At 54.2% G+C, this 12,336-nt stretch carries 10 protein-coding genes; all 10 read left to right on the top strand.

From position 1 onward, the window contains the following. Positions 1-144 precede the first annotated feature (144 nt). Positions 145-1,794 (top strand): hypothetical protein, encoded by a 1,650-nt coding sequence (locus tag OXH16_01410; protein MCY3680024.1) that lies wholly within the window; start codon positions 145-147, stop codon positions 1,792-1,794. A gap of 15 nt (positions 1,795-1,809) precedes the next feature. Next, positions 1,810-3,366, top strand: coding sequence for a hypothetical protein (locus tag OXH16_01405; GenBank protein MCY3680023.1), 1,557 nt, complete (start codon positions 1,810-1,812; stop codon positions 3,364-3,366). Between the two features lie 324 nt (positions 3,367-3,690). Beyond that, on the top strand, positions 3,691-4,470 hold the full coding sequence (gene rfbF / locus OXH16_01400; GenBank protein MCY3680022.1) for a glucose-1-phosphate cytidylyltransferase: 780 nt from the start codon (positions 3,691-3,693) through the stop codon (positions 4,468-4,470). Continuing rightward, a complete protein-coding gene (gene rfbG / locus OXH16_01395) occupies positions 4,470-5,543 on the top strand; it encodes a CDP-glucose 4,6-dehydratase (protein ID MCY3680021.1) in 1,074 nt (357 codons plus the stop codon). The genes rfbF and rfbG overlap by 1 nt, the downstream gene beginning before the upstream one ends. Continuing rightward, complete coding sequence (locus OXH16_01390; GenBank protein ID MCY3680020.1) at positions 5,533-6,636, top strand: NAD-dependent epimerase/dehydratase family protein; 1,104 nt, start codon at positions 5,533-5,535, stop codon at positions 6,634-6,636. Before rfbG ends, OXH16_01390 begins: the two co-directional genes overlap by 11 nt. After that, positions 6,633-7,571, top strand: coding sequence for an FkbM family methyltransferase (locus OXH16_01385; protein MCY3680019.1), 939 nt, complete (start codon positions 6,633-6,635; stop codon positions 7,569-7,571). The genes OXH16_01390 and OXH16_01385 overlap by 4 nt, the downstream gene beginning before the upstream one ends. 10 nt (positions 7,572-7,581) lie before the next feature. After that, entirely contained in the window at positions 7,582-8,913 is a 1,332-nt protein-coding gene (rfbH, locus tag OXH16_01380; protein MCY3680018.1) for a lipopolysaccharide biosynthesis protein RfbH, read from the top strand. An 11-nt stretch (positions 8,914-8,924) separates the two neighbouring features. Beyond that, positions 8,925-9,902: a glycosyltransferase family 2 protein gene (locus OXH16_01375; protein ID MCY3680017.1), complete on the top strand. Its 978-nt coding sequence runs from the start codon at positions 8,925-8,927 to the stop codon at positions 9,900-9,902. Between the two features lie 34 nt (positions 9,903-9,936). Next, on the top strand, positions 9,937-11,637 hold the full coding sequence (locus OXH16_01370) for a hypothetical protein (GenBank protein ID MCY3680016.1): 1,701 nt from the start codon (positions 9,937-9,939) through the stop codon (positions 11,635-11,637). A 32-nt stretch (positions 11,638-11,669) separates the two neighbouring features. After that, the coding region (locus tag OXH16_01365) for a transketolase (GenBank protein ID MCY3680015.1) at positions 11,670-12,336 on the top strand (667 nt) is incomplete at its 3' end.

The raw sequence follows: 12,336 nt of genomic DNA, 5'->3' as shown, positions 1-12,336 counted from the left end.
TAAATCATCAATCGTTGTCAAGACAAAATTGCCCTTTCTGTTCATTCTGATTGTTTTTGCCTTTAAGATGTCATCGCGGTATGCCGTTGTAGGGGACGGTCCCCGTGTTTTTTTATCGCGGTAAAAAAAGAACTGAGAATGAAAATGGCAAAAAGAAGGAAGACAAGGAGGACGCGCCGCCGCGATCCACGCGGGGATCGGCAGCGGTCGCCAGTTTCTTTGGTGGATCGTTTGTTGCATTTGCAGTCGCCCGATGAGCGTCCGTGGAAGTTTTTGTTGCCGGTGCTTGTTTTGGCATTCGCGGTGCGTGCGGCGATTGCGCTGTGTGGCGATTTTGTTCTGCACCCGGACGAGGTGATGCAGTATTTGGAGCCAGCGCATCGTCTGGTTTTTGGCAGTGGGGTTACTTATTGGGAGTTTTTTTACGGGGCGCGTGCATGGCTGGTGCCCGGTATGGTTGCCGGGGTGTTGAAGGGGTTTGATCTGGTGGGGCTTGGTGAGCCGTTCTGGTATGTGGGCGGTGTCAAGCTGATGTTTTGTGCGGTTTCCCTGCTGATTCCGGTGGGGATGTATTTTTTTGCGCGGCGGCATTTTGGGGAGTCATCGGCGCGGGTCGCGCTATTGGCTGGCGCGTTCTGGTATGAGTTGGCGGGGTTTGCCCACAAGCCGATGACGGAGTTTGTGGCTGCTGCGCTGTTGATGGTGTTGCTGGTGCTGTGTGTGCGGTCGTCGGTACACAGGGTGGGGACGGTCTGGCTGGTGGCGCTCATAGCGGTGCTGGCTGCGGCGGTGCGGTTGCAGTACGCGCCGATTGCGTTGTTGCTTTTGGGTGTGTTTTTTTTGAGGACGGAGAAGAAGGTTTATCTCGCAATTGCTGCAGGTGTGTTTCTGCTGGCGGTGGGGGCGTTCGATGCGATGACGTGGGATGGCGGTTTGTTTCATTCCTATATTACGAATATCCGTTTCAATCTCATGGTTGACCAGGGGCGCGCTGGCGAGTCCTCGGGATACCAGTTTTTGTGGTGGCTTTTGCTGGCGAGTGTGGGGTTGGGTGCGCTGTGTGTGGTTGTCGCACTGCGGGATTTGCGGCGCTATGGGTTTTTGCTGGCGATGGTGGCTCTGGTGGTGCTGGTTCATTCTGTGCAGGCACACAAGGAGTACCGGTTCGTTTTTGCGGTTGTTCCGCTGTGGCTTTTGATTGGTGCAGATGTGGTGGTGCGATTTGCGGTACGCGGGGATGCGCGCGTTTGGGGAGTGGTGGGTGTTTTGTTCGCGGCGGTTTCGATAGGTGGGGTTCTGAATGCGCTGCCGTCCCAGGATCAGGTTTATCGCGCTTATTCCAAAGAGACGGGGAAGGTTGGGTTTGTCCGCGGTCAGGATCCGATTTTTGCCGCGTTTCGCTACCTCGCCCGCGCGCCCGGTGTTCTGGGGGTGTGGCAGGTTGACCGACCGTATTACAGTCTGCCCGGTTACTATTATTTGCACCGGGAGATTCCGTTTTACGATGTGTTTTCAGGGCGCATTATAAATAAGGATATGGAGACGGTCAGGGCATCGGTCAGCCATATTGTGTCGGATAATGCCGATCTCGCCATTCCCGGCTATGCGGTGGAGAAGCAATTTGGCACTGTCCAGATCTGGTGCCGCGATGAGAATGATGCGCCGGTCCGCCAATGGGCGGGGTACAATCCGATTGTTGTCGGTGGTTTGGATCAGATTATGGCGCGCATCAATCCCCATGCGCCAGAACCCCCGGACAATAGCGGTATCCGCTTTGTGAATGAGAGCAGGTGATTTGTAGGAGATGAAATGGCAAAAAGAAGGAAGACGAGAAGGACGCGCCGCGAAAGACCAGACGCAATGACGACCGCGCGGGCTGGGGGCAGAGTGGCTTTGTCGAAATACTTTCTGCCCGTTCTTCTGTTTGTCGGGTGCTTCGGTGCGTACGTGAGCAATGGCGATTTTCTCCCCGGTGGGGATCAGGAAGGCAATATGCTGCTCAGCCTGAATCTGCTAAAGCGACACGCCTTTTCGCTCGGCCCACCAGATGCACCGGGTGCTTTCTTCTGGGAATTGGAACAGCCGGGCGAGAAACCGCTTAGCGTCGCCGTCAGCGCCTGGGCTCAAGAGGTCAATGACCTGTATGAAAAGGGATACCTGAAGGCCAGGGGGCACTACTATCTCGCCCAAACCACGCGGCCCGATGTGTATGTCAATGCCTTTGGTGTTGGATCGGCAATTGTTGGGTTGCCGGTATATGTGGTTCTCGATCTTTTTGTCGATATTGAGTCCGATCGGTACTGGTGGTGGCACGGCGGTGCCCTGACAGCTTCTTTGCTGATTGCGCTCGCGACGTTGCTCATTTTTTTCTCGGCGCGCTATTTTGTCGCGCCCATACCAGCGTTTCTGGTGGCTCTGGCATTTGGGCTGGGGAGTTGCGCGTGGCCCATCAGCAGTCAAGCGCTCTGGCAGCATCCGTCGAATGCGTTTTTTTTGAGTCTTGGTGCCTATTTTTTATTGGGTATTCCAGAACGAAAGTATTATGCGGTTTATTGTGGTGCCGCCCTCGGCCTGGCGGTTTTGTGCCGTCCGACGAGTGCTGTGGTGGTTGTTTGCGTGGGGGCATATTTGTTGTGGGTGAATCGCCGCGGGTTCGTTGCCTTTGTGCTCGGGGGGATGCCTTTCGCCGTCATGCTTGCCGCGTACAATGGCTACTACTTTGGTAATATTCTCGAGTTTGGGCAGACCGTCACGTCAAAAAATATCGCGCTTGCGACCACGGGATCTGACAATCTTTGGCAGAGCGCTATATGGGAAAGCCTGCCGGGGCTTTTTATCAGTCCATCGCGTGGGCTGATTTTCTTTTCGCCAGTGTTGTTGTTCGGCTTTGTCGGCGCGGTGATAGCGTGGAGAGATCCGCGGTACCGTCCTTTGATTCCCCTGCAAGTGGCGACTGTGCTGCTGATCCTGCTGGCGTCTAAGTGGTACGACTGGTGGGGCGGCTCGACCTATGGCTATCGGTCTATTGTGGATACGGCTCCGTTTTTTGCGCTGTTGATGATTCCGGTTATTGAGCGGGTTGTTGCCGACGGTCGAATGCGGGTGCTGTTTGGTGTTTTGTTGATATGGTCCGTTACAGTGCAATTCATCGGGGCTTATAGCTATAGTGTGACGGGGTGGACCGAGCAGTGGTGGAACGAGAAACGCGATAACAATCCCGACAAGGATAGTCTATGGCAGTGGACGCGGCCGCAGATTGCCTATCACATCGCCAACTTTGAGCGGGAAAGAGCGCTTAAAAAAAGATTGATGCAAGCATATACCAGCAAGAAAATGCCGATTCTCTATTTTTCTTCGCGGGAATGAGGGTGGCGATGTATTCGTAGAGCCAATCCAGTTTGAAAGCGGCTATTTCAACTCAATACAGGGCTTGTATTATTTCGGAAAGGGCGTTATATTGTCCCTTGGGCAATATAACGCCCTTTTTTTAACATATTGTTAATAAGTAAAATAGAACTATAATAATAGTTTATGGACGGTATATAATCCTAATTAAACCATTTTAAACACCAGGGCAGTCTCTTCTTGAATTACGTTCATCTCTCATTTAAAGTCACACGTGACGTAACTGTGTTTTGCTATCGGATAAATAAATGACAAACGACTGATAGGCGATAGGAGTGATTAAAGATGAAGGCAGTTATTCTGGCAGGTGGCCTGGGTACGCGCCTGGCGGAAGAAACCACGACCAGGCCAAAGCCGATGGTCGAAATTGGCGGGCAGCCTATGCTCTGGCATATTATGAAAATATACCAGCAGCACGGGGTGTCCGATTTTATTGTGTGCCTGGGATATAAGGGCGATGTGATCAAGCAATATTTTCTCAATTACCGCAGCTATGTTTCCGATGTTTTTGTCGATCTTGCCAGTGGCAAGGTCGATTACGGCAAAGACCAGGTGGAGCCATGGCGCGTGACGCTTGCCGATACTGGGGAGAGAACGCAGACGGGGGGTCGGATTGGGCGCGTGCGCGACTATATCGGGGCTGAGACCTTTTGCATGACTTATGGCGATGCGGTTACGGATCTGGATATTGGGCGGGTGATTGATTTTCACCTGTCGCACGGGAAAATGGCGACGGTTACAGCTGTGCGGCCTATCGCGCGTTTTGGAACAATAGAGTTGGATGGGCATCTCGTGTCGCATTTTGAAGAGAAACCACCGGAGGAAGGCGGGTGGGTCAATGGTGGATTTTTCGTTCTGTCTCCCGATGTTTTCGATCTCATTGACGGCGATGACGTTGTGTGGGAGCACTTCCCTATGCAGCACCTAACCGCGGAAGGCGAATTGGCTGCCTATCTTCACGATGGGTTCTGGCACTGCATGGATACGCCTCGGGACAAGCTCAGTCTGGAACGGTTGTGGGACAGGGGGAATCCGCCCTGGGCGACCTGGAAAGGGGCGGTTTGATGAATGTATGGCAGGGGAGGCGGGTTTTTGTGACTGGGCATACCGGGTTCAAGGGCGGATGGCTGAGTTTGTGGTTGCACGAGGTGGGGGCATGCGTCTCTGGTTATGGTCTGTTGCCGGAGTCTGAGCCAAATTTGTTTGCGGCTGCGGGTATTGATCGCATTGTCGATAGTACAATAGCCGATGTTCGGGATCTTTCCGCGCTGCGCGAAGCCCTGTCTCGCAGCAAAGCAGAGGTCGTTTTTCATCTTGCGGCTCAGCCGCTGGTGCAACGCGGCTATGCAGATCCCATTGGGACTTATTCGACGAATGTTATGGGTACGGCACACGTTCTGGAGGCGGCGCGCGCGTGCGAGCGTGTGCGGGCGGTGGTTGTGGTGACGACGGATAAGTGTTACGAGAGCAGGGAATGGGTTTGGGGATATCGGGAAAATGATCGGTTGGGGGGGGATGATCCATATAGCAGCAGCAAGGCGTGTGCCGAGTTGTTGACGCATGCTTATCGACGGTCTTTTACTGGACGGGATAGGCGGGATTTGCTGATTGCTACGGCGCGGGCGGGAAATGTGATTGGCGGTGGAGATTGGGCGCGAGATCGGTTGATTCCCGATGCTGTGCGCGCTTTTGGGGCGGGGGAGGTGTTGTTGATTCGCGCCCCTCAGGCGGTGCGCCCGTGGCAGCATGTGCTGGAGCCGCTCGGTGGGTATATCGCTCTGGCGGAGCGGTTGTTGAATGGCGAGGCGAGGCAGGCCGGTGCGTTTAATTTTGGTCCGCTGCCGGGCAATGCGCGGTCTGTGCAAGAGGTCGTCAATGCTGTGGCACAGTTGTGGGGGAATGGGGCGCAGTACCGGGTTGACTGTCGGGATTATCCGCCTGAGACGCGGTTGTTGTCTATCGATAGTGCAAAGGCGATGACGATGTTGGACTGGTGCCCGCGGCTGGATCTGGCGACGACTTTGGAGATGACGGTTGATTGGTACAGGGCGCACTTGAGGGGCGCGGATATGAGGGGCGTGACCCGTGAACAGGTCTGCGCTTATATGGAAACGCGAGTAATGCCTTATGAATATTAGCGATTCCAGTATAGGGATCCACCCGGATCCCATTATTGCGGGCGATATAACCCGGATTATATCTTCCGATATTGAGTGGCGCCGTTTGGCGGGGTGTTCGGTGCTGATTACGGGGGCGACTGGTTTTTTGCCCGCTTATCTCGTCGAGGTTGTGATGGCGCTTCGGCACTGTCCGGCGCTCGTGGGGAATGATCCGCCGCGGGTTGTTGCTCTGGTGCGGTCGGAAGATCGCGTGCGGGCCAAATTTGGACGTCATTTGCAGGATCCCAATTTTACGCTTCTGGTGCAGGATGTTTGTGCGCGGTTGCCCGTTGATATTCGGCCTGATTTTATTTTTCACGCGGCGAGTCCGGCAAGTCCCAAATACTATCGGGACGATCCGGTCGGTACTATCGGGCCCAATACGGTGGGTACTGAATACCTGCTCGAGCGCGCCGCAGATGTCGGTGCAAAGGGTTTTTTGTTTTTTAGTTCGTCGGAGATATACGGCGATCTGCCGGAGACTATGATTCCGACGCGGGAGTCCGATGTGGGTGTGCTGGATCCGATTGATCCGCGCAATTGTTACGCCGAGTCGAAGCGTTTGGGCGAGGCGCTGTGCATTGCCTATCACCGGCAGTTCGGGGTTGCGGCTTCGATTGTGCGGCCCTTTCATGTTTATGGACCGGGTATGCGGTTTGACGATGGGCGCGTGTTCGCGGATTTTGCCGCTTCTGTTGTGCAGGGCCGGGATATTGAACTTCTGAGCGCGGGTACGGCGAGTCGGTCTTTTTGTTATTTGGGGGATGCAACCGAGGGGTTTTTTCGCGTTTTGTTGTGCGGTGAGTCCGGAACGGCATATAATCTCGGCAATCCCGATTGCGAAGTTTCGATTGCAGAGTTGGCGGAGATACTGACTGCGCTTTATCCCGAGAAGGGCTTGAAGGTGATCCGCGCTGTCCGGAAAGCAGGGGATCCCTATATGCCGAGTAAGGTCGAGCGGTCGTGTCCAGATATCGGGCGACTCAGGTCGCTTGGATGGCGGCCCTCAATTGATATTGGGACGGGATTTCGACGCGCTATCGATAGTTTGTCTTTGGGTGCTTTGCGATGAAGGATTTGGACATCCAGGCGCTTTGTGATCTGCGGCGATCTTATGAGCAGGGCGATCTCGACCGGCAGAGGTTCTGGGAGTTGATGCGGGATTGCCATCTTCGTTTGCGCGCCTATTCGCCGCTTTTGGCAAAGGGCGAGGTCGCGTCCATACAGATCGGTGAGACGGGTTTGATCGCTCAGCTCAAATCGGGGTTGAGATTTTTCTGGAATCCCGAGAATCTTCGAGAGCCTGTTTCCGAGGCGATCAATCACGGGGCTTATGAACGGTTTGCTGGCCGCGTGATTGACCGGTGCGCCAGGCGCGCTTCGCTCGCGGTTGATGCGGGCGCGAATATCGGCTGGTATTCGGTTAAGATGGCAATGGGGGGTGGACGGGTTATTGCCTATGAACCGGTGGGGGATACAGCCGCGGTGCTGAAGGCGAATATCGCGCTCAATGGGTTTTCTGATCGCGTAACTGTGATATCGCAGGGTCTCGCCGCCCGTCCGGGTCAGGGCGAAATTTTTTTGCCGCGGGATACGGGGCATGTCGGTGCCTCGCTGCGGGCGTTGCATCCCGGGGAGATGAGCCGCAAGTTGACGGTTCGTCTGACGACGCTCGACGAGTCCCTGCCGGGCAATACAGGGGTTCCGCTCGATCTTTTGAAGTGCGATGTTGAAGGTGCAGAGTTGATGGTATTGCAGGGAGGGGCTGGGGTTATAGCGCGTGATCGACCGGTGCTTTTTTTGGAGCTTCTCCGCAAGTGGTCGGCTGCGTTTGGGTATCATCCCAACGAGGTGATTGCATGGACGAAAGCCCTCGGCTATGACTGCTGGGCGGTTGGTGAAGGGCAGCTTCGGTATTGTGAAACGATTGCGGATGATACTGTTGAGACGAATTTTTTGTTTGTGCAGTTAGCGCGCGATGCCGCGCTGATTGAGGGGTTGACTTAGGGGGTTGCGTATGTCTTCATCGGAGAATTCCGGGTCGAGAGCGGATGTGCTGCGGTCCGAGATATTGCGGCTTACGGCAGAGTATGCTGCGCTGGCTCATCCCCCGGGTGTATTTGATGCCGAGCGCAGTCCGGTTCCGGTTTCGGGACGGGTGTACGGTGGGGAGGATATGGTTTCTCTGGTCGATTCTGCACTCGATTTCTGGCTTACGACGGGGCGGTTTAATGCGGCGTTCGAGCGGCGGCTTGGCGATTTTCTGGGGCGCAAGCATGTGCTTACTGTCAATTCTGGGTCTTCCGCCAATCTGGTCGCGTTTGCTTCCCTGACGTCGCATTTGCTCAGGGATCGCGCACTGCGGGCGGGCGATGAGGTCATTACGTGTGCGACCGGGTTTCCGACGACGGTGAATCCCATCATGTTATATGGTATGGTGCCGGTTTTTGTCGATGTGGATATTCCTACTTATAATATTGATCCTTCAGGGCTGGAGGAAGCTGTTACCGATAAGACCAGGGCGATCGTGCTGGCGCATACGCTCGGGAATCCATTTGATCTGGGGCGCGTGATGGAGGTCGCTGATCGCCACGATTTGTTTGTGATCGAAGATTGTTGCGACGCGCTCGGCGCGCGCTATGACGGTCGGCTTGTGGGTACTTTTGGGGCTATTGGGACGCTGAGTTTTTATCCGGCGCATCACATTACGATGGGCGAGGGTGGTGCTGTATTTACTAATAGAGCCATTTTGCGCCGGGCTATGGAGTCGATTCGCGACTGGGGCAGGGATTGTTTTTGCGCGCCGGGTATGGACAATACTTGTGGTCGTCGGTTTGATTGGCAACTCGGCAATCTGCCGTATGGGTTTGACCATAAGTACATTTACTCACATCTCGGTTTTAATTTGAAGATTACGGATATGCAGGCTGCTGTTGGGGTGGCACAGCTTTCTCATCTGGACGGGTTTCTCGAGAAGCGGCAGCACAATGCGGAACGGTTGTTGCGCGGTCTCGCTGAGTTTCAAGACTGTTTTATTTTGCCCGAAGCGACGCCGGGCAGCGAACCGTCCTGGTTCGGATTGCCTCTTACCGTGCGCGATGGCGCGTCTTTTTCCCGCGACGAACTGGTGCGGCATCTAAATGCGCGGCGAATAGGTACTCGTTTTCTCTTTGGCGGCAATCTGGTGCATCAACCCTATATGCGTGGCAGGGAATACCGGGTTGTCGGCGATCTGGGCAATGCGGATGTTGTTATGGATCGGACGTTCTGGGTTGGCGTTTATCCCGGTCTGGACGATGCCCATATCGATTATATGCTCGAAGTGATTGCCGATTTTGTGCGCGTTTGAGGACATGTGCTATGACGGCGAGAAAAAAAATTGGCATTGTCACGCCTTGCTACAATGAGGAAGAGACCGTGGCCGAGTGCCATGCGACGGTGAAAGCCCTGTTTGCAGGTCCTCTGTCTGATTATGACTATGAACACCTTTTTTGTGACAATTGTTCTACGGATGCCACGCTTGAGCGATTGCGCGCTATTGCCGGTGCCGATTCCAATGTGCGGGTGATTGCCAATTCGCGGAATTTCGGGGCTTTTCGCAATCTGTTCAATGGCACGATGGCTGTTGGCGGGGATGCTGTGGTGCCGTTTTTGCCGGCTGATCTGCAGGATCCCCCTGATCTTTTGCCCACTTTTGTCCAGCATTGGGAAGATGGATATAAGGTGGTCTATGGTATTCGCGCCAATCGGGAGGAGTCGTGGCCGATGCGTACTATGCGTCGGTGGTTTTACAGGCTGGTCAATCACTGGTCGCCTTTTGAGATTCCCCAAAATGCCGGGGAGTTTCAGTTGATTGATCGCGTTGTGGTGGAGAATCTCCGCGCTTTTGACGACCACTTTCCCTATTTGCGAGGGATGATTGCCTATTGTGGTTTTGATTCGATTGGCGTGTCCTATACCTGGAAGAAGCGCGGCCGCGGTTTGTCCAAGTCATCGGCGTCTTCGCTGATTGAAGATGGGTTGAATGGTCTCATTTCTTTTAGTATGATGCCCATCCGGATCGCGCTGTTTGCCGGGTTTGCTCTGGCGTCACTCAGCATCCTGGTCGCTTTGATTATGTTGATTATCAATTTGATCTACTACAGGGAATTGGCGCCGCCCGGGATTCCACTGCTGACTGTTTCTCTGTTTTTTTTCGCTGGTTTCCAGCTTTTTTTTATGGGTCTTCTCGGCGAGTATATTCTCGCGATCCATTCCCAGGTGCGCCGCCGTCCGCTGGTGATTGAACGAGAGCGCGTGAATTTTTTGGATAATCCGCAACGGGAACAAGAGGTTTAAATGGTGAGACAACGAGGTACGCGAATTGCCGGGGATGATCGGCGGATTGGAAGCGCGCATGGGTAAGGGCACGCGGAGAGGTAGGCGTCGGGATAGGAGAGAACGCATACGCGCTTTGAACGGGCGGTCTTTGCCGGATATACTGCTGCATCCACAGGGGACCGATGCACCTGTTTGGAAATATTTCATTCCCGTGCTGGTGCTGGCGTTTGCGGCGCGCGCCGGTATCGCTCTTTACAGCGACTTTTTCTTACATGCAGACGAACTCTATCAAGTCTTGGAGCAGGGGCATCGCCTCGCTTTTGGCAATGGTCTGGTTCCCTGGGAGTATTTCTACGGCGTGCGTCCATTGCTGCTGCCTGTGGTGGTCGCGGGGATGTTGATGGTGTTCGATGTATTCGGTCTTGGTCAACCGGTGTGGTATGTGGATGGCGTCAAATTGTTGTTTTGTGCGATTTCCCTGTTGATTCCGGCGGGAATGTACTTTTTTGCACGACAGCATTTCGGCGAAACTTCGGGGCGGGTCGCGCTGTTGGCCGGGGCGTTTTGGTACGAACTTGTCGGTTTTGCACACAAGCCGCTGGCCGAATTTGTGGCAACCGGACTCCTGTTGGTTGCGCTCGCTGTTTGTATGCGCCCTTCGTCGGATAAGATCAGGACAAAAATTTGGCTGCTGGCATTTCTGCCAGTCATGCTGGCGGCTTTGCGGATACAATATGCGCCCATCGCGTTTATGCTGCTCGGTCTGTTCTTTTTGCGTACAGAAAAGAAAATGGCGTTCGGGGTGGTTGTGGTCACGTCTGTGATTGCGGTTGGTGTATTTGATGCGCTAACATGGGGCGGCGGGTTGTTTCACTCTTATATCTCCTATTTTCGCTACCACAATGCATATCAAACACTTGTTGTCAGTCACATCGCCAAGCATCCCGGTTATCAATATTTGATTTGGCTGGCGATTGCCAGTGTCGGGTTGGGTTTGCTGTGCGTTGTACTGGCTCTGCGGGATGTGCGTCGCTATGGGTTCCTGCTGGTACTGCTGATCGCGCTCGTGGTCTTGCACTCAGTGCCGGGCCACAAGGAATATCGCTATATTTTTCTCGCCATTCCCCTCTTTCTCATGATCGGTGCAGATATTGTGGCGCAGTTCGCAATGAATCGCAAATACCTGTGCGCGGCTGTGGTGTTTGTCGTTGTTTCAGTGGGCGGTATTTTAGAGCGGTTGCCGTATCAAGACAGGATGTATCTGGCATTCTTTGGGCAAGAACCTCATAAAATCGGCATCATTGACAAGCAGAATCTGTTTTTAGACGTTTCGCCTGATCTTTTCGATGCCTACCGTTATCTCGCCCAGGCGCCCGATGTGGTCGGGGTATGGCAACTCGGTCTATCGTATCCTTCAACACCGGGGTACTACTATTTACACCACAAAATACCGTTCTATGATCGTAAAACAGGCATGGCGCATATAGGCGCCAATTTAAACAAGATACTTACTTCGGTCAGTCACATTGTATCTCTACGGGACATTTCCATACCTGCCTATATGCTGGAAAAAAAATTTGGCTCTGTGCGGATTTATTGCCGGGAGCAAAAAGATCTGGCCGTGCGTCAGTGGGAACACCATACCCCTGTCTTTGGGGAGGCTTTCGCGGAGGGTATGCTCAGGACCAGTTCCGACGCGCGTCCTTTTCCGCCCAATGCGGGGATTCGCTTTTTGGACGAAGACCGGCGTTGATCTGGTGCTTTGACGGAGGGTGGGAGATCTTTATGAACATTGAAGACATTGCCACATTTGCCGCGCGGATTCGTCGGCATGCGCTGTGTATGGTGCATCGCGCGGGGGCTTCGCATATCGGTACCTGTTTGTCTATGGCCGATTTGCTGGCGGTGCTGTATTGCCGCACGCTGAGGATTGATCCGCGGCGGCCCGAGTGGCCGGGGCGCGACCGATTTGTTTTGAGCAAGGGGCACGGTACCGCGATTTTGTATGCGGTGCTGGCAGAATGCGGGTTTTTTCCGGTGGCATGGTTGGACCGCTATTGCGCGGATGGTTCTCCTTTGACCGGGCATATCAATCATCTGGGTGTGCCGGGGGTGGAGGTGTCAACGGGTTCGCTTGGGCACGGGCTTTCTATTGGCTGTGGCATGGCATTGGCCGGGCGCGCGGCGTCCGATCCGTACCGTTGTTTTGTGTTGCTGAGCGATGGAGAGTGCGACGAGGGGTCTATCTGGGAGGCGGCGCTTTTTGCACCGCACCATCGGCTCGGCAATTTGACGGTTATAATTGATTATAATAAGATTCAGAGTTTTGGCACGGTTGCAGAGGTTCTCAATCTGGAGCCGCTTGCAGATAAGTGGCGGGCTTTTGGCTGGCGGGTTTTGGAGATTGATGGTCACGATCTGGTCGCTATTGACGATGCTTTGCACGGTGCGG

Source organism: Gemmatimonadota bacterium, assembly GCA_026705765.1.
GTDB lineage: Bacteria > Latescibacterota > UBA2968 > UBA2968 > UBA2968 > VXRD01.
Note: the sequence above shows the minus strand (reverse complement) of the source record. Positions and strands in the feature narration are given on the sequence as shown.

Bases quoted from the DNA above. Each gene is read 5' to 3' on its own strand.
- OXH16_01405 (MCY3680023.1), top strand. From the start codon at position 1,810: ATGGCAAAAAGAAGGAAGACGAGAAGGACGCGCCGCGAAAGACCAGAC.
- OXH16_01410 (MCY3680024.1), top strand. From the start codon at position 145: ATGGCAAAAAGAAGGAAGACAAGGAGGACGCGCCGCCGCGATCCACGC.
- OXH16_01390 (MCY3680020.1), top strand. From the start codon at position 5,533: ATGAATATTAGCGATTCCAGTATAGGGATCCACCCGGATCCCATTATT.
- OXH16_01385 (MCY3680019.1), top strand. From the start codon at position 6,633: ATGAAGGATTTGGACATCCAGGCGCTTTGTGATCTGCGGCGATCTTAT.
- OXH16_01375 (MCY3680017.1), top strand. From the start codon at position 8,925: ATGACGGCGAGAAAAAAAATTGGCATTGTCACGCCTTGCTACAATGAG.
- rfbH (MCY3680018.1), top strand. From the start codon at position 7,582: ATGTCTTCATCGGAGAATTCCGGGTCGAGAGCGGATGTGCTGCGGTCC.
- rfbG (MCY3680021.1), top strand. From the start codon at position 4,470: ATGAATGTATGGCAGGGGAGGCGGGTTTTTGTGACTGGGCATACCGGG.
- rfbF (MCY3680022.1), top strand. From the start codon at position 3,691: ATGAAGGCAGTTATTCTGGCAGGTGGCCTGGGTACGCGCCTGGCGGAA.
- OXH16_01370 (MCY3680016.1), top strand. From the start codon at position 9,937: ATGATCGGCGGATTGGAAGCGCGCATGGGTAAGGGCACGCGGAGAGGT.